This window comes from Labrenzia sp. ATLA3 (assembly GCF_057180185.1).
Genome location: NZ_JBXUKV010000003.1, coordinates 369,862 through 388,132 on the forward strand (window position 1 = coordinate 369,862; position 18,271 = coordinate 388,132).

Sequence of the window (18,271 nt, forward strand, 5' to 3'; positions counted from 1 at the left end):
CCAGGTCATCGCAGTTTCCGGGTTTCCGACAACAGCCAGTCGCGGAAATCAAGCACGGGTTTTGAATGCCCGTTTCGTTCCGGATAGACCACGAAATAGCTCAGGCCACTGGCCACCGCAGCGCCGAAGGGGGTGTGCAACGTACCGCTCGCAAGTTGCTCCTCGACCATCATGGTCGGGACGACCGCAAGCCCGATCCCCGAAATTGCAGCCTTTATGACCATGGATGTCTGCGAGAACCGCGGTCCGGAGATGGACCCCTCATGCGCGAGGCCCTTGGCCGCGAGCCAGCGCAACCAGCTATCGGGCCGATGCGCATTCTGGATCTTGGTGTACTTCGCGTGCTCTTCAAGCTTCAGCACCTCTTTCGGGGAGATGAGGGAAGGAGCAGCAACCACCGTGACCTCTTCGCTGATGAGGTGATGGACTTGCGCATTTGCCCATGCACCGCGCCCGCGCAGAACCGCCACGTCGATCTTCAGGTCATCAATATCCTCATCCCCGTGGATCGGCACCATGTTGAAACGGGGATTTTCATAGCCTGAGAGAAACCGGTGCATACGCGGAACCAGCCACTGGCTGGCGAAACTGTCCTGGACGCCAATCTGCATGGCATCGACCGAACGGCTGCCGCGCACGATGTCAATTGAGGCCTCCTCAAGGTCATCGAGCACCTTGGAGATGGTCTGCAGGAAGGACCGGCCGGTTTCGGTCAGCACGAGACGGGGCCCGAACCGCTCGAACAGATGCACGCCCAGCTGATGCTCAAGCTTGCTGACCTGACGGCTGACGCCGCTTTGCGTAAGGCCGAGGTCCTCTCCGGCACGGGTAAAGTTCAGGTAGGTCGCTGCGGCCTCGAACGCATGAAGGGCCGCAATGGAAGGTACGAAACGCCGCATATCATGAATATTGATCATGATAAGCCGCCAAATCAACGGTTTTCACATGATGGAACTGCTGGCACCCTCAAAAACAAAGAAAAACAGAGGGTTCAAAAATGTATCTGAGAAAACGGGACGCGATTGATCGCAATCTGTTGGCCATGCTCGTGGAAGATGCCCGGATATCCACGTCCCAGCTGGCGCGCAAACTTGGCGTGGCAAGGTCGACGGTGAATGAACGCATCAGCCGGCTGGAAAAAGAAGGCGTCATCATCGGATATTGTGCCATCGTGAAACCTGAGCTGGAGGTGGAGGAGACACGCGCCCATTTTTCCCTGAGATGCGAAAGAGCGCGGTGTGCCCACATCGTTTCGGCACTGGAAACGTTGCCGGAGATCCAGGAGTGCATGTCGATCACCGGAACCTACGACCTGGTCTGCACCGTTGTGACGCCGAGCGCGGAAGATCTCGATGCGGTGGTTGATGAAGTGTCGCGGATAAACGGAATTCAATCGGTCGATGTGACAATTGTTCTGGCGAGCAAATTCAAGCGCAAGGCGCTGATGTCCGATACGAATGTGACGCGTTTTCCGATTGCCTGTTAGGCAACGTCTTCATTTATGGGTCCACACCCTAGCCCGAAGAGACGGAGGCCCCCATCAGGAGCGCCGCTGCGTCGAGCATATGAAACACCGGAAGACCGGTGGCGGCCCGCACCGCACCGGCATAAGGCGGCAGGTTTCCGCATTCGAAAAGGAGCGCAGACAAATCCGGGTTGTTTGCCTTCAGGTTCTGTGCAGCCTCGACAACGGCTTTTTCGATTTCTTCCCGGTTGAGGGTCAGAGCCTGGCTGTTTCTCGTCACAAGGAAGGTTCGTTCGAATTCCGTACTGCTTTCCAAACCCGCTATGGCGACATCCTCTTCCCGAATGCCGGCGGCCCTTAGCGCCCTGGGACCCAGGGCGGCTCGGGAAGCCGTCAGAATGCCGATCCGCCCGGCACATTCAGCGCCAATGGTGGAATACATGGAAAGCGCGGACAGCATCACGGGGACGCCGACCGACTTCGCAATGGTAGCCTGCGCGGTGACGAGAAAGCCGCATGTCGAAACAATGGCACTTGCGCCTTCTTCCTCAAGCTGCCGGGCCGCAAGGATGAAGTGGTCAATGAGCTCGGGCGCGGGGACCCCGTCCTGAACGATCAACGGGCTGTCCGCGCCAGGAACGATCTTCACGCGTGCCTCGAACGGATAGCTTTCCGGATTGCCCACATCTCCCCGTATCCTGACGAATGCAGTGTCGAGGGACAGGATACCGAGGAAATTCTTGTTCAAGGTCGTTAACTCCAGCCCTCCAGCGGGATTGGCTCCAAAGTCACCAGGGGCAATGTTGCCGCCCAAATTACCGTAGCTATGCGCCGGGCTATACACGCAAAACGCGCCATTTGCCCCGTTTGGACTGCAATCTGCAAGACCGGACCGTCACAATGCCGGATACCTCTTCGAAACCGCCGATCTAGCTGTGTATCGATCCACAGACTGCCGCTAAAGTTTCGTGATAAAAATAACGACATGCCAACCACGGGAACAAGCTGATGAACATGAAATCGAGCATTCTTGCCGCTTCGATCCTTGCATTTAGCGCAGCAACGGCACACGCCGAAAAATGGGACATGGCGCTTGCCTATGCAGCGACCAACTATCATTCCGAGATTGCGGCTGAGTTTGCTGCCGAGGTCACTGAGAAGTCCGATCTTGAGATCGTGACTCATCCAGGTGGCTCCCTCATCGGCGGGGCCGAAATATTCGGAGCGGTGCGCAAAGGCATTACGCCGATTGGAGAGCGTCTGATTTCTGCGCTCGGCAACGACGATCCGATTTACGAAATCGATTCAATCCCCTTCCTGGCAACCGGTTTCGACGGGGCGAAAAAACTCTATGAGGCTTCAAAGCCTGCGCTCAGCAAGAAGCTCGACGAGTCCGGATTGCATCTGCTTTATTCCTGCCCCTGGCCGCCGCAGGGCTTTTACTCCGCGAAGGAAGCGTCCAGCCTGGATGCCCTGTCCGGCCTTAAGTTCAGGGCCTACAACGCGACCACGTCAAAAATGGCGGAAGGCCTTGGCATGGCTCCGACTAAGATCGAGGCCGCGGAATTGGCACAGGCCTTTGCGACCGGCGTCGCCCAGGCCATGATTTCCTCCGGCTCCACCGGATATGACCGTAAATTGTGGGAACATGTGAACTACTACTACGATGTCAAAGCCTGGCTGCCGCGCAACATGGTCATCGTCAACAAGAAAGCCTGGTCCAGACTTGACGACGCCACGCGGAATGTTCTGACGGAAGCTGCGGCAAATGCCGAAACCAAATGCTGGGCCAAGGCCGAAGAACTCGATTCCTGGTATGTCGAGCAATTCAAGGAACAGGGCATGACCGTCGGCACCTTGAACGAAGATGTGCTCGCCTCCTTCAAGTCGGTCGGCGGTCAGTTGAAGGACGCCTGGATTGAACGCGCAGGTCCGGAAGGCGCTGAAGTTCTCGAGGCTTATGAAAAAATGAACTGATCCGGACATCTGACGGGCGGTCCTGAAGGGCTGCCCGTTTTCAGTTGCAGACTGCGTCTTTCACGGGGGCTGAATGCGTTCCATTTCCGGTTTTCTGGACCACATCTATCGCTTTGCCGGGGTACTTTCCGGGGGTGCACTCGTATTCCTGTGCGTGTTGGTGCTCTACAGCATCGTGGCGCGGCTGTTCGGCTTTTTTGCAGGCGGCGCTACGGACTTTGCCGGCTATGTCATGGCCACTTCGACCTTCCTGGCGCTGGCCTACACCTTTCGTGGAAACGGTCACATACGGGTGCAACTGCTCATCCAGGCGACCACGGGAGGCCGCCGCCGCGTCATCGAGATCCTCTGCCTTGCCGTCATGAGCGCAGCGACGGTGTTCGTCGCCTACTACATGAGCAATCTGGCGCTTGAGAGCTACGAATTCGGCGAGCGCAGTGAAGGGGCGGATGCCGTCCTCCTATGGATCCCGCAGACACCGGTTGCGATCGGGGCAGTCCTTCTGGCGGTCGCGGTGGTTCACACCCTGCTGCTGGTTCTGTTTGACTACGACGCGATCAATCCTGAAGAACAGGGCAAAGAGGGACCGAACGAAATATGACCGAGTCCCTTTCCATCGTCATTTTCCTTGCAACGCTTTTCGCCCTTCTGGGCTTTGGCGTCTGGGTTGGCGCGGCTCTGTTGATAACGGCCATCATGGGCATGTGGCTGTTCACGTCGGCTCCAATTGGCGACTCCATGGCGATCACGATCTGGAGCGGGCAGTCCTCCTGGACGCTAACCGCATTGCCGCTCTTCATCTGGATGGGCGAAATCCTGTTCAGAACCAAACTCAGCGAAACGTTGTTTCGTGGGCTGGCGCCGTTCCTGCGGAACCTTCCAGGCGGATTGCTGCACGTGAATGTCGGCGCGTCCGCGGTCTTTGCCGCCATCTCCGGATCCTCCGCCGCGACGGTGGCGACCGTGGGCAAGATGTCCATTCCCGAACTCCGGCAACGGAACTACCCGGAGCACATGATCATCGGAACGCTTTCCGGCGCGGGAACGCTGGGGCTCTTGATCCCGCCGTCGATCTCCATGATCATTTTCGGCGTGACCGTGAACGAGAGCATTACGAAGCTGTTCATGGCTGCCATGATCCCGGGACTGTGCCTGGCACTTCTGTTCATGGCCTACATCGCAGTTTGGGCGAAGATAAACCGGGGGAGCTTCAATCCCGTCCAGGATCTGGACACCTCCCATCTGGCCCGGCGGTTGTTGGACCTTGTGCCGGTCCTTGTGCTGATCGCAGCGGTCATTGGTTCGATTTACTCAGGCATTGCGACTGCAACGGAAGCGGCGGCCCTCGGTGTGCTCGGATCCCTGATATTGTCGGCGCTTCAGAGAAGCCTGTCCTGGGAGACGTTTTCAGAGAGCGTTCTCGGCTCGATCCGGACCACATCGATGATCATGCTCATCCTCATGGGCGCCGGCTTCCTGTCGCTTGCGATGGGGTTCACCGGAATTCCGCGGGCACTGGCGGAAGGCATCGGAAGCCTGCACTTGTCGCCGATCGCCCTGATTGCGATCCTCACGATCTTCTACATCGTTCTCGGGTGTTTTCTGGACGGTCTGTCTTCCATCGTACTCACGATGGCCGTCATCGAACCGATGGTGCGGGCAGCCGGTTTCGACATGCTCTGGTTCGGCGTTTATCTCATGATCGTCGTGGAAATGGCGCAGATCACGCCGCCGATCGGTTTCAACCTGTTCGTCCTGCAGGGAATGACCGGACGTGACATGGCCTTCATCTCGAAAGCTTCCTTCCCGATGTTCCTGGTCATGTGCGTCTTTGTCGCCATTCTCGTCGCATTCCCTGGCCTTGCGACCTGGCTACCGCACATCTTGAGCAAATAGGAGCGCTCAATGGCGAAGCAGACCATTCTCGTACTGGTTGACATCGAGCACTCCGACGGCGCTGAAAAGCTGCTCCAGTATGCCTGGGGAGCTTATGGCGGCAACGACATTCACGTCGCCTTCGTCCTTCCCTTCGGATTCTACAACTACATCGAGCCATACATTCCCGAGGACAGCCAGAAAGCCGCCGCTGACCAGGCGAAGTCGGAATTGCTCAATCTGATGAAACGTTCAGAAGTGAGCAATGCCACGCCGCATGTGTTGCGAGGCGGAGTTGGGGAACAGGTACTGTTGCTGGCAGACAAGATCAGTGCGAGCCTTATTGTGCTCAATGCGGTTCGGAGCGACAGCCATCTTTCAACACTGGGCACGAACGCCGCTCAGATCGCCCGCCATGCAGCATGCAGCGTCTTGTTACACCGCATCTAAAGCTCTGGCCGTTTCACTGCCGCACCAAGTTTATTGGCACGCCCGGGTTCCTTTTTCATCACCGGCGCAATTTTCGGCTTCGCCGTCGCCGGGGCCGCAATCCATACAGGCCACAAGGTCGTTGGCGCGGTCCGGTCGGAGGCCTCAATGGCATGGCTTCTGGAGCGGCTGCCGCAGGTCAGTGCTGTCCTGTGCAGGGCAGCAGACAGACGCCGAAAAGAAAACGCGCCATGCTTACCCTCAACGAAGGCACTTTCTCTGGAAGATTTCTTGATCCTCGAGAGGACATCTGAATTTTCATCAATATAATCAAATTCTGAATAATATACTTTAGATAAATTCAATAAAATTTCAAAAATATCGAAAAAATAACCTGACAGTTAAAAAGTTATACAGATAACATCCAAAATAAATTTTGCAAAATTGAAGATTATTCCTATATAATATCGTATCTGCAGCAATTTTACAGGGCGCTGCCGGCAGGAGCCTACACACTTCGCCCCAAAATCGAGGGCGGAATGGCGATGATTAGATCCACTTTCCAAAAATTCCTGGACCCCGAATCCTTCACGACCTATTTCGCATTTCTGAGTTTTGCGATGATCATCTACGTGTCGGTTGAGGGCTATTTTTGATCAACGACGATTGCCGTTGGAGGCGTGCTGGCGGGGTGAAGGCAACGCGAAGGCAAAGTTCAGCTTGTTCAGGCCATTACCTATAAAGGGGAGATGAGCCAAAGCCCGGCAAGACAACGGCCAGGGCTGATAAGTGCCACCCCAATTGTCCTGCGCAAGCTTGGCCCTAAGCGGAACTCCCCGGGTCGTAGGGCTCGATACTGGTCTTCACCTCAACATCCATTCCCAAAAACTCCGCTCCGGAGCGCGGATCGTATGTTCCGCTGATGGGGATCGCCTGGCGGGGCGTCCGGGTCACGGCAACCCGAATGAGATTGGGACTTCCGATGATGCGATTTGTCGGATCGAACTCCACCCAGCCTTCGCCTGGCAAATAGACTTCCGCCCACGCATGGGTCGCTCCGCCACCGGAGTGCATGTGTCCGTCATCGGCGACATCGTTCAGATATCCCGTGACAAAACGGGTTGCGAACCCGGAGCGGCGCGCGGCTTCCATGAACAGGAAAGCAAAATCCCGGCAACTGCCGGTTCCTTTTTTCAGAGTTGTCGCGGCACTCTGCGTGCCGCTTCGCTCCCGCCGGATATAGGTCAGCTTGTCGTTGACCGTCTCGGACAACAGCCGCAGGAAAGCGAGAACCTCATCTGGGCCAGGACCGATCACTGCCGCCAGCCAGGCATCAATTGCCTCGCCTTCTTCCGGGTTTTCAAGCGATATGAATGGCGCAAGGTCGATAAGATCTTCCTCTGGATACGTGAAGGGATAAGCGCTTCTGCCCCGCTCCGGAGAAACGATGAAATCATCGTGGGAAAACCGCCTGATCAGCAGTTCGCTTCGAAACTCGAGCACATTCGAGGCCTCGGAAAACTCCGCGTTCGCAACCGAATTGCCGAACGTGTCGAAGTGCCAACTCAGCCGCGGTTCGGGAGAAATGGCAATTGCAGATGAGAGCAGCCGCAAATCGTGACCGTCTCTGGGGCGCAGCAAAAGCCGGTGAGCTCCAAACTTTACCGGCCGGCTGTAGCGATATCGTGTAGTGTGGAGGATACGAATAGCGGTTGTCATCGGAACCTTGTCGCCCCCGCATGCCGTTGTTGGTTGTCCTTGGCTCGGAAAGCGCTGCAGCCTGGACCCTATTTAGCTCATGCACAAGGAAGATCGACATGCTCATCCGAATAGGATTTGAGATTACCGTCACATGCCCCGAGCCTGTCCCGATGCTTCTGGCCTTGAGTGTGCACAGCGATTTTGCCGGCAGAGTGATCGGCTCCGATCATGTCCGAAATATAAGCATCCCCAATATCCGGGAATACACGGACGGTTATGGCAATCGCATCACCCGGGTAATCGCTCCTACAGGCGTGTCCACGTTCTGGTCCGACTGCATCGTGGAAGTGGACGGCCAGCCAGACGAAGTCCATCCCGCAGCATCGCAAATCCCTCTGCAGGATCTGCCCAACGAAACGTTGACCTATCTTTTCGCAAGCCGCTACTGCGACTCTGATCTGATGGGGGAATTTGCCTGGAAAACATTCGGGCAGACGAAAGAGGGATGGTCAAGAGTTCAGGCGATCTGCGACTTCGTTCACAGTCAGGTCACGTTCGGCTACAACTTCGGCCGGCCGGACAAAACTGCGGCAAACGTCCTGAAGGAAAAGACCGGTGTTTGCCGGGATTTTGCCCAACTGGCGATAAGCCTATGCCGAGCGATGGGCATACCGGCCCGCTATACCAGCGGTTATCTGGGAGACATCGGTGTCGCCGACACGGGTTTCGACGATTTCTGCGCCTGGTTTGAAGTTTATCTGGACGGCAGATGGTACACATTCGACGCGCGCTACAACGTACCAAGGGTCGGACGTGTTCTGATGGTCAGGGGGCACGATGCGGCCGACGTCGCCATGGTGACGTCTTTCGGCGCCTACGAGCTCACCAGTTTCCGTGTCTGGAGCCTGGAGTTGGCCGACACGGAAGACGATGAGGCCTTGCGCCAGTCGCTTGAAACCAGACCGCACCCCCAACAACGTGGATTGGGAAGTCAGCAGGACGCAATCCTATTGCAGACGGGAATCTGACCCCTTCGGCAATTCAGATACCTGACTTGATGAAACAAGAAGGTTTGGGCGTTGCTGTGCGGTTTGGACTTTCGTTCGACGCGCACGACTGACGTGTTCCGTGGATGGAGCAGCATTAAGAAGACACTCAAAAACAACCAGATCTGGGCGACCGTCCGTGAACGCTCCTGTTGGTCTCATGCTCAGGTGACCGGGTTTGACCTTCGGGAGCTTCGCGCCGCCGTTCTCGGCCGGCTCACCACGATTGCCGTACCCTCGATACGAAAAACGAAAGCTTCCGCTTCGAAACAGCACCACAAGTCAAGTCAGTCCCGTGGAGAGGAACCCAAGATCTTGACCGCGCGCAGAGTGACTGATCACGCGACGACAAGCTCTACTGGAAGCTGATCACGACCTTTACCGGCCTTTTTCTTGAGATTATTCGCATTCAGTCAACGAAGAGCTTGTATGACTTTGCCGGAAACGATTGAGTTTCAAGCCCTTGCACAGTCTGCGGGGCAGCCGGACGCATGTGTCCGCACATCAATATGTTCTTGAGGGACTTTGGAATGAAATTGAGAGCTTTTGTCTCGGTGCTGGCCCTGCTGCCGGCAACTGGCGTTGCCGCCGCCCCATTTGCCAGTGGTGACTGGGAAGCAGCCAGGATCGGCGGGACCTGCCTTGTCTATAACAATGCGCCCGCGCGCGACACCTCCGGCTCGCTGCAGTTCAGCTTCGACGTCAAAGGCTACAGCGCTGACTTCACTTACGAATATGCGCCTTATTCCGAAAACGAGGAAGATCCCTGGGCCGAGACAGATCTGGTAGAAATCACCATTGACGGGGAAGACATCTGGCTGGGGGAAGAGATGTTCCCCGTCGGCATGCAGGCCCCAAACAAGATTTCGATGACATCCGGGTTCGTGAAGGAAATGGCAGCAGCGGTGGCCAGCGCCAAGTCGCAGGTCGACATTTCCGTGGAGCGGGAGAGCCTGGGCGAAACGTGGCTTTATGGCCGCTTCTCACCGGTTGGCTTCAGCGAGAGCCTGGCCAAGGCGGCCGAGATGTGCGACTTCGACCCGGCCAATCTTCCGGAGTCCTGATAAAAGCCTTTTCGGCGACACGCAAAAAGATTTGATCCCTGCGGCCCCGGGCATAGGTTCCGGGGTTTGCCGGCCGAAGAATGGCACTGGCTTGGCGCTTAAGGCGCAGGCACCAACTTCCGTCAGGTGTCACCGCTGACAACAAGCTGCATGCGGTCCGCGGCGACGCGGGCCCGGGTGCATTGAAGGGGCTTGCCAGCCATATCCAGATTGACGCTTTCCACCACCATCACCGGCTGGCCCAGCGCCAGACCGAGCTGTTGGGCATCCCGGGTTTCCACCAGTTCGGCGGTAATCCGCGTTTCCTTGCGGCGGTAATCGGAGATTCCAGCCCGGTTCAGGGCTGTGGTGATCGACCCTGTCTCGGCATAGTCGGCAACGAAGTTGGGCACGCGGGCCTGTTCGAACCAGCTTGTCGCCACGATCATCGGCACGCCGTCGGCAACGCGCAGGGTTTCCACACGAATAAGCACCGTGCCGAGCGGCACACCAAGCTGATGCGACAGAAGCGCATCGGCTTCCTCGACAGCCGAGCCGATCAACCGACCGGACGGGGCCCGGAGCTGGCCCGAAACGATTTCCGAAAAGCGTGTGCGCGGTCCGATGGGGTAGCTGAGCGGGGCTGAGGCGACAAATGTGCCCCGGCCCTGGTCGGCCCGCAGAATGCCGTCCGACGTCAGCGCGGCGATGGCCCGGCGCACCGTGTGGCGGTTGACGCCGAACCGGGCCGCCAGTTCGGATTCCGGCGGCAGGCGGCTGCCTTTTTCAAAGGCACCGCTCACGATTTCCGCCTTCAGCGTTTCCATGATCTGGCGCCACACCGCAATTCCGGCGCTGCGGTCGAGAGTGCTGTTCGTCGTCATGCGCTCGTCATCAAATTTCGGTACCAAAGAGTCAACCGGATTATTTGTCTAGACAAATAGACAAATCGAATCTAGGACAAGGGTGTTTTCGAACACTTTCCGAAGAACCGCCCAACCCAAAAGGCGCTTCATGACAGATATCACCTCCACTCCCCTCTCCTCGAACATCGAAGCAGACGCCGCTGTTGGCGCCCGCCAGAAAGTCATCGCGACGTTGGCCGCCGCTTCCGCCGAAGCTGTCGCGGAAAAATTCAATGCGCTTCCTCCCCAGAGCTACGAACTGGTGCGCCAGCCCGAAACGGGCCTGGTGATGGTGCGTGGCCGCATGGGCGGAACCGGCAGCCCGTTCAACCTGGGTGAGGTTACCGTCACCCGCTGTGTGGTCCGGCTAGAAACCGGTGAAACCGGGAACGCCTACAGCCTTGGCCGCAACAAGCGGAAGGTGCTGCAGTCCGCCGTGATCGACGCCTTGTGGCAGCGCCCGGCGATGCAGGACCGCATCGAGACGGACATCATCGCACCGCTGGCCGAAGCCCAGCAAGGCGCGAAGGAAACCGTCCGCGAGGAAACCGAGGCCACCAAGGTCAACTTCTTCACCATGGTGCGGGGAGACAACTGATGAGCGCAAGCAACGCAACCGCCGCCGCCCCGCTGGCCGCGGGTTTTCAGGATCCGGTTCACGATGCGCAGGGCTGCTTCCGCGCCATCATGAACGCCATGGCCCGCCCGGGCACCCGGCAGGCGATTTCCGCCGGCAACCTGAAGCCGCCCGCACCGCTGACGCAGGTGGCCGCCGCCATCGCCCTGACCCTGTTCGACTACGACACGCCGATCTGGCTCGACAAACCGCTGATGGCCTCGGACGCAGTAAAGACCTTCCTGCGCTTCCACACCGGCTGCCCGATCATCACCGAACCGGTGGAAGCGGCCTTCGCGCTGATCAGCACCCCGGAGAGCATGATCCCGCTGGCAAGTTTCAACCAGGGCTCCGCAGAATATCCGGACCGCTCGACCACGGTGATCCTGACCGGACAGGACTTCGGGTCCCATCCGGCAGTCACATTCAGCGGCCCGGGCATCAAGGACACCGTCTCCTTTGCCTCCGGCCCGGTTCCGCCGGTGTTCTGGGATCAGGTGATCACCAACAACCGCCAGTTTCCCCGGGGCATCGATCTGGTCTTTGCCGGTCAGGACGCGCTGTGTGCCCTGCCCCGCTCCACCCGCATCCTGAAAGCGGAGGTCTGACCCCATGTATGTAGCTGTAAAGGGTGGCGAAAAAGCCATTCGCAACGCCCACAAGCTCATGGCCAAGCGCCGCCGGGGCGACACATCCGTTCCCTCGCTGACACTGGAGCAGATTGCTCAGCAGCTCTCCCATGCCGTTGCCCGCGTCATGGGCGAAGGCTCGCTCTACGACGAGACATTGGCCGCGCTTGCCATCAAGCAGGCACGCGGTGACCTGATCGAAGCCGCTTTCCTGATGCGTGCCTACCGCACGACCCTGCCGCGCTTCGGCTACAGCCAGCCGATCGACACCGCGAAAATGCTGGTGGAACGGCGCGTCTCGGCCACCTACAAGGACCTGCCCGGCGGCCAGGTGCTGGGCCCGACCTTTGATTACAGCCACCGCCTGCTGGACTTCGCGCTGGCCGCCGAAGAGGACGGCCTTGAAAAGCCGGCCGAAACCGCCCGCGTTGAAGACGACAGCATGCCGCGCGTCACCGATCTGCTTGGCGACGAAGGCCTGATGGAGCCGGACCCGGTGACCGACGAGGACGCCCCGGTCGGCGACCTGACCCGCGAACCCCTGTCCTTCCCCGCCGACCGGGACCTGCGCCTGCAGAACCTTGCCCGTGGCGACGAAGGCTTCCTGCTGGCCCTGGCCTATTCCACTCAGCGCGGCTACGGCCGCACACACCCCTTTGCCGGCGAGATCCGCTACGGCGAAGTTGAAGTGGAGTTCTTTGCCGAGGAGCTCGGCTTTGCCGTCACGCTTGGCACCATCAAGGTGACAGAGTGCCAGATGGTCAACCAGTTCAAGGGCTCCGCCAAGACGGCGCCAACCTTCACCCGCGGCTACGGTCTCGTCTTCGGTCAGGTGGAGAGAAAGGCCATGTCCATGGCCATGGTCGACCGTTCCATGCGCTGGCAGGAGCTGGGCGAGGAACCATCCGCCCCGGCCCAGGACGTGGAATTCGTCCTGTCCCATTCGGACAACATCCAGGCGACCGGCTTCGTCGAACATCTGAAGCTGCCGCACTACGTCGATTTCCAAGCCGAACTGGACCTCGTGCGCCGCATGCGTGGCGAGTGGTTCGAAAAACGCCGCCAGGAAGAAGAAGAGGGCAGCACTGCCCAGGAGGCCGCAGAATGAACGACACGGCTCAGATTTTTGAACAGGGCGAATACAACTTCGCCTATCTGGACGAGCAGACCAAGCGCATGATCCGCCGGGCAATCCTGAAGGGCATCGCCATTCCGGGTTATCAGGTGCCCTTCGCCTCTCGCGAAATGCCCATGCCTTATGGCTGGGGCACCGGCGGGGTGCAGGTGACGGCGGCAATCCTGGGCAAGGACGATTGCCTGAAGATGATCGACCAGGGGTCCGACGACACCACAAACGCCGTCTCCCTGCGCGGTTTCTTTGAAAAGACCGCAGGTGTACGCACCACCTACGAGACGTCGGAGGCCAGCGTCATCCAGACCCGCCACCGCATTCCGGAAAAGGCCTTGCGCGAAGACCAGATCATTGTCTTCCAGGTCCCGATCCCCGAACCCCTGCGCTTCCTGGAACCACGCGAAACCGAGACCCGGAAGATGCATGCGCTCGAGGACTATGGCCTCATGCATGTGAAGCTCTACGAGGACATCGCCAAGAACGGCCACATCGCCACCACCTACGCCTACCCGGTAAAGGTCAACGACCGTTATGTGATGGACCCTTCGCCAACGCCGAAATTCGACAATCCGAAGATCGACCAGATGGCAGCCCTGCAGCTTTACGGCGCCGGTCGCGAGAAACGCATCTACGCCATTCCGCCCTACACCAAGGTGAAGAGCCTCGACTTCGAGGATTACCCGTTCGAAGTGCAGAAATTCGACAAGCCCTGCGGCCTGTGCGGCGCGGAGAATGTCTACCTGGACGAGGTCATCCTGGATGACAAGGGCGGACGCATGTTCGTCTGCTCCGACAGCGACTATTGCGAGGAACGGCGCGCGGACGGCCACTTGGGCCCGATGGCGGCTGATCCTGCGGCACATCAGTTCGGCGCCACCCAGGCAGAGGAGACCGCCCGATGAACGCCTTTCCGTCCACGGACCCGCTGCTGCAGGTTCACAACGTCACCCGCTATTATGGCGACCGCATCGGCTGCGCCGATGTCTCCTTCGATCTGTGGCCCGGCGAAGTGCTGGCCATCGTCGGCGAAAGCGGTTCCGGCAAGACAACGCTGCTCAACTGCCTGTCGACACGGCTTGCCCCAACGGCCGGCGCCATCGAATACCGCATGCGTGACGGCACCATGCGCAATCTCTACCAGCTGACCGAGGCCGAACGCCGCCTCCTGATGCGCACCGATTGGGGCTTCGTGCACCAGAACGCGGCCGAAGGCCTGCGCATGAATGTTTCCGCAGGCGCCAACGTCGGCGAGCGGCTGATGGCGGTTGGTGAGCGTCACTACGGCAACATCCGCTCCACGGCCGACGACTGGCTGGGACGGGTGGAAATCGAAAGTGACCGTATCGACGACGATCCGCGTTCCTTCTCCGGCGGCATGCGCCAGCGCCTGCAGATCGCCCGCAACCTCGTCACCCGGCCGCGGCTGGTCTTCATGGACGAGCCGACCGGCGGCCTGGATGTCTCCGTGCAGGCCCGCCTTCTGGATCTGCTGCGCCGTCTGGTGGCCGATCTCGGGCTATCGGTGGTCATCGTCACCCACGATCTTGCCGTGGCCCGGTTGCTGTCGCACCGGATCATGGTGATGCGCCACGGCAATGTCATCGAAAGCGGCCTGACGGACCAGGTGCTCGACGATCCGCGCGAGCCCTATACCCAGCTGCTCGTTTCTTCCATTCTCCAGGTATGAGGACCGAAATGCCCGTACGCCTCTATCTCAACAATGTCGGCAAGTCCTTCACCATGCACCTGCAGGGTGGAACCGTCATTCCCGTGGTCGAGAAAGTCGAATTTTCCGTCAATGCCGGGGAATGCGTCGTCCTTGGCGGGCCTTCGGGTGCCGGCAAGAGCTCGATCCTCAAGATGATCTACGGCAACTATCGCTGTGACGAAGGCCAGATCCTGGTGACGGCCGGCGACGAAATCGTCAACATCGCCGGAGCCGAACCGCGCAAGGTTCTGAGCCTGCGCGAAGACACGATCGGCTATGTCAGCCAGTTTCTGCGCACCATCCCGCGCGTGTCGGCGGAAGACGTGGTCGCAGAACCGCTGATCGCCCAGGGCACCAGCGAGGAAGAAGGCGTCGACAAGGCGCGCTCCCTGCTGTCGCGGTTGAATGTGCCCGAGCGCCTGTGGACCCTGCCGCCAGCCACCTTCTCCGGTGGCGAACAGCAACGCGTCAACATCGCCAGGGGGTTCATTGCCCATTACCCGATCCTGCTGCTGGACGAGCCGACCGCCTCGCTCGATGCTGCCAACCGGGCCGTTGTCGTCCGCCTGGTGGAAGAGAAGAAGACACACGGCGTTGCCATGGTCGGCATCCTGCACGATCAGGATGTGCGGGAACAGATCGCCGACCGCATCATTGATGTAACCGGGTTCAGCGCGGAAGCGGCCGCCTGAGGCGCAAGATGAGGAAAGGCTTGCAGACGGGCGGAAACTGTCACAGAAAAGTCACCGCCCGTCTTTAGGTCACTCCTTCAGAAAGTTGAAGGACGTGGCCCTGCCACCTCCCGGCCGAACCACATTTCAAAAATTGCGATTTCCGTCATGCGCTATGCCCTCTATTTCGCCGCCAATGCCGACGACCGTCTGATGCAGCTTGGAAACACCTGGCTCGGGCGCGATCCCTTCACCGATGCAGCCCTGCCGCAGCCGGAGCTGCCCGGCATGACGCCGGCACATTTTCAGGAGCTCACGACCGATCCCCGGCGCTATGGATTTCACGGGACCTTGAAAGCCCCGTTTTCCCTTGCCGCCGATCAGACCGAGGCGGAGCTGGTGGAAGCCTGCGCAGCCTTTGCGGCGGAAATCGCGCCTTACGAGATAGAAGCGCTCGGCGTGAACAGGCTTGGCCGTTTTCTGGCACTCACCCCCGAGGCGGAAGAGCCGGCCCTGCGCGCCTTCGCCAGCCTGTGCGTGCGCCACTTCGAGCCCTTCCGCGCGCCACTTTCGGAGGCGGATCTGGAGCGCCGCCGCAAGAGCGGACTGTCGGAAAAGCACGACACTTACCTCGTCAGATGGGGCTATCCCTATATCTTCGACGAGTTCCGTTTTCATCTGACGCTGTCCAACAAGCTGGAAGACGATACCGACATGGACCGGCTGACAAATGCAGCCCGGCATCACTTTTCGGACGTTACCGGCAGAAAGCGGCTGTGCCGCCACTTTGCGCTTTACACCGAAGCCGAGCGCGGCGCGCCGTTCGAGGTTCACACGGTTTTTGAGCTGACCGGCAACACCGCCCCTGCCGATGCGCTCAGCCAGAGCGGGCACCGCGCCCAAGAGGAAACTGCATGAGCAAGCACCCCAAAGTCTTCAGGAACGCCAGTCTGGTTCTCGCAGACGAAGTGTTCGACGGTTCCCTGACAGTCGATGATACCGGTCTGATTTCCGGCATCGGGTCGCCGACCGACGTCGACGGCCATGACTGCGAAGGAGATTTCCTGCTGCCCGGTCTGGTCGAACTGCATACCGACCATCTGGAAACCCACTATGCTCCGCGTCCGAAAGTCCGCTGGAACCCGGTGTCTTCCGTACAGGCCCACGATGCGCAGATCGCCTGCTCCGGCATCACCACGGTGTTCGATGCGCTGCGCGTCGGCATGGATGAAGATGCGGACCTCGGCTATGCGGACATGCGCGCACTTGCCGATGCCATTGAAACCGGCCAGCGGGAAAACCGCCTGCGCGCCGATCATTTCATCCACCTGCGCTGCGAAGTGTCCGCACCCGACGTGCTCGACGCCTTCAAGGTTTTTGAGGATGACGACAGCATCCGCCTGATCTCGCTGATGGACCACACCCCCGGCCAGCGCCAGTTCGTGTCGATGGATGCCTACAAGATCTACTATCAGGGCAAGAAGGGGTTCACCGACGCCCAGATGGACGAGTTCATCCGCAAGCGCCAGGCCCGCGCCAGCAGTCTGGCCCCTGAAAACCGCAAACGTCTGTCAGAAATCGCTCAGGCACGCGGCATCGCCATCGCCAGCCACGACGATGCCACCGTGGCGCACGTGGACGAAGCGCTGTCGCTGCAGACGAAAATCGCCGAGTTCCCGACCACTCTGGAAGCGGCCAGGGCATCACACGAGGCAGGCATGGCCGTTTTGATGGGGGCGCCGAACGTTGTTCGGGGCGGCTCCCATTCGGGCAACATCTCGGCGAAGGAACTTGCCGAGGCTGGTGTTCTGGATGTGCTTTCCTCCGACTATGTGCCGATTTCACTGCTGCAGGCCGCGTTCCAGCTTTCTGCGGAAGTCGAGGCGATTTCCCTGCCGCAGTCCGTCGCAATGGTCACGGCAACGCCTGCAAGAGCCATCGGCCTGAAAGACCGCGGCATTCTGGAACCCGGCCTCAGGGCGGATCTCATTCAGGTGAAGATGGTTGGCGACATTCCGATCGTGCGCGGTGTCTGGCGCGAGGGCAAACGGGTTGCCTGAGGCTGCTTCCGCCATGACAGAAAAACTCGGCCCGGGCCGCATGGTACTTGTGGTCGGCCCGAGCGGGGCCGGCAAGGACACATTGATGGCTGCGCTCAAGGCCCGCCTTGCGGGCCGGACGGACGTCAGCTTCGCCCGGCGCGCAATCACCCGCAAAGCCGATGCAGAGGCCGAGGATCACGACACGCTTTCGCGCGCCGAGTTCGACCAGCTTAGAGATGCCGGCAATGTTGCCCTGTGCTGGGAAGCCCATGGGCTCGGCTACGTCATCCCACAAAGCTACGACCAGGCGATCGAAGCCGGCGAAACCGTAATTGCCAATGGCTCACGCAAGGTGCTGAAACAGGCAGAAGACAAGTATCGCAACGCCAGCGTTCTGCTGATCACTGCACCGGTCGAAATTCTGGCCGAACGCCTTGCCGCACGCGGCCGTGAAAGCAGGCAGGAAATAGAGGAACGCTTGCGCCGCGCCGACCTGGAGCCGGAAAACGTCGCCAACCTGATCCGCATCGAGAACACAGGCACGGTGGAAGGGGCGGTCGACAGGATGGTCGCCGCGCTCGGTCTTTGACCGTTTCCGTACCTGCACCTAGTCCGCGAAGGCGCTCTGGACGGCCTGGCTGAAAACCAGGGCCTTGGCATCAACAGCCTCCAGATGGTCACCGCGGAATGCGTGAACCATGGTACGGAACTTTCTTGCTTCTTCGCCCAGTTCTGGCTCCCAGGCCAACTTCCGGAGATGGATCAGGGCATGTTCATGCCTGACGACCAGATCTGCCAGATGGAGGGCGGAACCGATCATGTAGGCCCGATACTGCAGGCGTTTGACATGATCGATCTTGAGAACGTCCGGCTCCTGCAAAAGCTGCCAGAATCCGATGACATTCGCGCAGGCGGTGCGCATCAGGCGACCGCATTTCTCTTCGTCTGACCGGGACATACTTGCCTCGCAAGATTCACCACGACTTTTCAAGCGTAGCGCCAAACCCTGAAACTGCAATGAACCAGAAGAGT

At 59.4% G+C, this 18,271-nt stretch carries 22 protein-coding genes; 16 read left to right on the top strand and 6 right to left on the bottom strand.

Translation table 11 applies throughout. The features are described 5' to 3' along the window. Window positions 1–5: 5 nt before the first annotated feature. On the bottom strand, window positions 6–917 hold the full coding sequence (locus tag AC2A6O_RS09620) for a LysR substrate-binding domain-containing protein (RefSeq protein ID WP_498926618.1): 912 nt from the start codon (window positions 915–917) through the stop codon (window positions 6–8). 80 nt (window positions 918–997) lie between these two features. On the opposite strand from AC2A6O_RS09620, the gene AC2A6O_RS09625 reads away from it, so the two are divergent. Beyond that, the gene (locus AC2A6O_RS09625; RefSeq protein ID WP_148585669.1) at window positions 998–1,486 is read left to right on the top strand and encodes an Lrp/AsnC family transcriptional regulator; all 489 of its coding nucleotides are present in this window, start codon (window positions 998–1,000) and stop codon (window positions 1,484–1,486) included. A 28-nt stretch (window positions 1,487–1,514) separates the two neighbouring features. On the opposite strand, the gene AC2A6O_RS09630 is transcribed toward AC2A6O_RS09625, so the two are convergent. Next, a complete protein-coding gene (locus AC2A6O_RS09630; RefSeq protein WP_148585670.1) occupies window positions 1,515–2,213 on the bottom strand; it encodes an aspartate/glutamate racemase family protein in 699 nt (232 codons plus the stop codon). A gap of 260 nt (window positions 2,214–2,473) precedes the next feature. Between AC2A6O_RS09630 and AC2A6O_RS09635 the strand changes: the two genes are divergently transcribed. From AC2A6O_RS09635 to AC2A6O_RS09650, 4 genes are all read left to right on the top strand, one after another. Continuing rightward, complete coding sequence (locus AC2A6O_RS09635; protein WP_498926619.1) at window positions 2,474–3,442, top strand: TRAP transporter substrate-binding protein; 969 nt, start codon at window positions 2,474–2,476, stop codon at window positions 3,440–3,442. A 73-nt stretch (window positions 3,443–3,515) separates the two neighbouring features. Further along, window positions 3,516–4,043, top strand: a complete 528-nt coding sequence (locus AC2A6O_RS09640) for a TRAP transporter small permease subunit (RefSeq protein ID WP_498926620.1) — start codon at window positions 3,516–3,518, stop codon at window positions 4,041–4,043. Next, window positions 4,040–5,338 carry a TRAP transporter large permease gene (locus AC2A6O_RS09645; protein ID WP_498926621.1) on the top strand — a complete coding sequence of 433 codons (1,299 nt, stop codon included), beginning with the start codon at window positions 4,040–4,042 and terminating at the stop codon, window positions 5,336–5,338. Before AC2A6O_RS09640 ends, AC2A6O_RS09645 begins: the two co-directional genes overlap by 4 nt. A gap of 9 nt (window positions 5,339–5,347) precedes the next feature. Then, window positions 5,348–5,767, top strand: coding sequence for a universal stress protein (locus tag AC2A6O_RS09650; protein ID WP_498926622.1), 420 nt, complete (start codon window positions 5,348–5,350; stop codon window positions 5,765–5,767). Here AC2A6O_RS09650 and AC2A6O_RS09655 read toward each other — a convergent pair. Both AC2A6O_RS09655 and AC2A6O_RS09660 read right to left on the bottom strand, forming a co-directional pair. Further along, a complete protein-coding gene (locus tag AC2A6O_RS09655; protein ID WP_498926623.1) occupies window positions 5,764–6,111 on the bottom strand; it encodes a hypothetical protein in 348 nt (115 codons plus the stop codon). The two genes, AC2A6O_RS09650 and AC2A6O_RS09655, sit on opposite strands and share 4 nt — an antisense overlap. A 457-nt stretch (window positions 6,112–6,568) precedes the next feature. Next, the gene (locus tag AC2A6O_RS09660) at window positions 6,569–7,465 is read right to left on the bottom strand and encodes a transglutaminase family protein (RefSeq protein WP_498926624.1); all 897 of its coding nucleotides are present in this window, start codon (window positions 7,463–7,465) and stop codon (window positions 6,569–6,571) included. A gap of 98 nt (window positions 7,466–7,563) precedes the next feature. On the opposite strand from AC2A6O_RS09660, the gene AC2A6O_RS09665 reads away from it, so the two are divergent. Then, a complete protein-coding gene (locus AC2A6O_RS09665) occupies window positions 7,564–8,475 on the top strand; it encodes a transglutaminase-like domain-containing protein (protein ID WP_498926625.1) in 912 nt (303 codons plus the stop codon). 548 nt (window positions 8,476–9,023) lie between these two features. Then, on the top strand, window positions 9,024–9,557 hold the full coding sequence (locus tag AC2A6O_RS09670; protein WP_498926626.1) for a hypothetical protein: 534 nt from the start codon (window positions 9,024–9,026) through the stop codon (window positions 9,555–9,557). A gap of 122 nt (window positions 9,558–9,679) precedes the next feature. On the opposite strand, the gene phnF is transcribed toward AC2A6O_RS09670, so the two are convergent. Then, window positions 9,680–10,420, bottom strand: a complete 741-nt coding sequence (gene phnF, locus AC2A6O_RS09675; RefSeq protein ID WP_148585677.1) for a phosphonate metabolism transcriptional regulator PhnF — start codon at window positions 10,418–10,420, stop codon at window positions 9,680–9,682. A gap of 130 nt (window positions 10,421–10,550) precedes the next feature. Between phnF and phnG the strand changes: the two genes are divergently transcribed. The 9 genes from phnG (at window position 10,551) to phnN (ending at window position 17,828) form a co-directional block, all read left to right on the top strand. Beyond that, complete coding sequence (gene phnG / locus AC2A6O_RS09680) at window positions 10,551–11,039, top strand: phosphonate C-P lyase system protein PhnG (RefSeq protein ID WP_498926627.1); 489 nt, start codon at window positions 10,551–10,553, stop codon at window positions 11,037–11,039. Next, window positions 11,039–11,665 carry a phosphonate C-P lyase system protein PhnH gene (phnH, locus tag AC2A6O_RS09685; RefSeq protein ID WP_498926628.1) on the top strand — a complete coding sequence of 209 codons (627 nt, stop codon included), beginning with the start codon at window positions 11,039–11,041 and terminating at the stop codon, window positions 11,663–11,665. The genes phnG and phnH overlap by 1 nt, the downstream gene beginning before the upstream one ends. 4 nt (window positions 11,666–11,669) lie before the next feature. After that, window positions 11,670–12,794, top strand: coding sequence for a carbon-phosphorus lyase complex subunit (locus AC2A6O_RS09690; RefSeq protein WP_498926629.1), 1,125 nt, complete (start codon window positions 11,670–11,672; stop codon window positions 12,792–12,794). Beyond that, a complete protein-coding gene (locus tag AC2A6O_RS09695; protein WP_055660043.1) occupies window positions 12,791–13,720 on the top strand; it encodes an alpha-D-ribose 1-methylphosphonate 5-phosphate C-P-lyase PhnJ in 930 nt (309 codons plus the stop codon). The genes AC2A6O_RS09690 and AC2A6O_RS09695 overlap by 4 nt, the downstream gene beginning before the upstream one ends. Beyond that, window positions 13,717–14,505 (top strand): phosphonate C-P lyase system protein PhnK, encoded by a 789-nt coding sequence (phnK, locus tag AC2A6O_RS09700; protein WP_148585681.1) that lies wholly within the window; start codon window positions 13,717–13,719, stop codon window positions 14,503–14,505. Before AC2A6O_RS09695 ends, phnK begins: the two co-directional genes overlap by 4 nt. Before the next feature lie 8 nt (window positions 14,506–14,513). Beyond that, the gene (phnL, locus tag AC2A6O_RS09705; RefSeq protein ID WP_148585682.1) at window positions 14,514–15,218 is read left to right on the top strand and encodes a phosphonate C-P lyase system protein PhnL; all 705 of its coding nucleotides are present in this window, start codon (window positions 14,514–14,516) and stop codon (window positions 15,216–15,218) included. A 147-nt stretch (window positions 15,219–15,365) separates the two neighbouring features. Next, window positions 15,366–16,115: a DUF1045 domain-containing protein gene (locus AC2A6O_RS09710; RefSeq protein WP_498926630.1), complete on the top strand. Its 750-nt coding sequence runs from the start codon at window positions 15,366–15,368 to the stop codon at window positions 16,113–16,115. Continuing rightward, window positions 16,112–17,257 (top strand): alpha-D-ribose 1-methylphosphonate 5-triphosphate diphosphatase, encoded by a 1,146-nt coding sequence (locus AC2A6O_RS09715; RefSeq protein WP_498926631.1) that lies wholly within the window; start codon window positions 16,112–16,114, stop codon window positions 17,255–17,257. Before AC2A6O_RS09710 ends, AC2A6O_RS09715 begins: the two co-directional genes overlap by 4 nt. A gap of 13 nt (window positions 17,258–17,270) precedes the next feature. Beyond that, the gene (gene phnN, locus AC2A6O_RS09720) at window positions 17,271–17,828 is read left to right on the top strand and encodes a phosphonate metabolism protein/1,5-bisphosphokinase (PRPP-forming) PhnN (RefSeq protein ID WP_498926632.1); all 558 of its coding nucleotides are present in this window, start codon (window positions 17,271–17,273) and stop codon (window positions 17,826–17,828) included. Window positions 17,829–17,846: 18 nt separating this feature from the next. Here the strand turns inward: phnN and AC2A6O_RS09725 are convergent, their stop codons facing one another. Next, window positions 17,847–18,197: a hypothetical protein gene (locus AC2A6O_RS09725; RefSeq protein ID WP_148585686.1), complete on the bottom strand. Its 351-nt coding sequence runs from the start codon at window positions 18,195–18,197 to the stop codon at window positions 17,847–17,849. Between the last annotated feature and the right edge of the window lie 74 nt (window positions 18,198–18,271).

Coding starts and splice junctions, on each gene's coding strand:
- AC2A6O_RS09620 (WP_498926618.1), bottom strand. CDS start 917: ATGATCAATATTCATGATATGCGGCGTTTCGTACCTTCCATTGCGGCC.
- AC2A6O_RS09625 (WP_148585669.1), top strand. CDS start 998: ATGTATCTGAGAAAACGGGACGCGATTGATCGCAATCTGTTGGCCATG.
- AC2A6O_RS09635 (WP_498926619.1), top strand. CDS start 2,474: ATGAACATGAAATCGAGCATTCTTGCCGCTTCGATCCTTGCATTTAGC.
- AC2A6O_RS09640 (WP_498926620.1), top strand. CDS start 3,516: ATGCGTTCCATTTCCGGTTTTCTGGACCACATCTATCGCTTTGCCGGG.
- AC2A6O_RS09645 (WP_498926621.1), top strand. CDS start 4,040: ATGACCGAGTCCCTTTCCATCGTCATTTTCCTTGCAACGCTTTTCGCC.
- AC2A6O_RS09650 (WP_498926622.1), top strand. CDS start 5,348: ATGGCGAAGCAGACCATTCTCGTACTGGTTGACATCGAGCACTCCGAC.
- AC2A6O_RS09660 (WP_498926624.1), bottom strand. CDS start 7,465: ATGACAACCGCTATTCGTATCCTCCACACTACACGATATCGCTACAGC.
- AC2A6O_RS09665 (WP_498926625.1), top strand. CDS start 7,564: ATGCTCATCCGAATAGGATTTGAGATTACCGTCACATGCCCCGAGCCT.
- AC2A6O_RS09670 (WP_498926626.1), top strand. CDS start 9,024: ATGAAATTGAGAGCTTTTGTCTCGGTGCTGGCCCTGCTGCCGGCAACT.
- phnF (WP_148585677.1), bottom strand. CDS start 10,420: ATGACGACGAACAGCACTCTCGACCGCAGCGCCGGAATTGCGGTGTGG.
- phnG (WP_498926627.1), top strand. CDS start 10,551: ATGACAGATATCACCTCCACTCCCCTCTCCTCGAACATCGAAGCAGAC.
- phnH (WP_498926628.1), top strand. CDS start 11,039: ATGAGCGCAAGCAACGCAACCGCCGCCGCCCCGCTGGCCGCGGGTTTT.
- AC2A6O_RS09690 (WP_498926629.1), top strand. CDS start 11,670: ATGTATGTAGCTGTAAAGGGTGGCGAAAAAGCCATTCGCAACGCCCAC.
- AC2A6O_RS09695 (WP_055660043.1), top strand. CDS start 12,791: ATGAACGACACGGCTCAGATTTTTGAACAGGGCGAATACAACTTCGCC.
- phnK (WP_148585681.1), top strand. CDS start 13,717: ATGAACGCCTTTCCGTCCACGGACCCGCTGCTGCAGGTTCACAACGTC.
- phnL (WP_148585682.1), top strand. CDS start 14,514: ATGCCCGTACGCCTCTATCTCAACAATGTCGGCAAGTCCTTCACCATG.
- AC2A6O_RS09710 (WP_498926630.1), top strand. CDS start 15,366: ATGCGCTATGCCCTCTATTTCGCCGCCAATGCCGACGACCGTCTGATG.
- AC2A6O_RS09715 (WP_498926631.1), top strand. CDS start 16,112: ATGAGCAAGCACCCCAAAGTCTTCAGGAACGCCAGTCTGGTTCTCGCA.
- phnN (WP_498926632.1), top strand. CDS start 17,271: ATGACAGAAAAACTCGGCCCGGGCCGCATGGTACTTGTGGTCGGCCCG.
- AC2A6O_RS09725 (WP_148585686.1), bottom strand. CDS start 18,197: ATGTCCCGGTCAGACGAAGAGAAATGCGGTCGCCTGATGCGCACCGCC.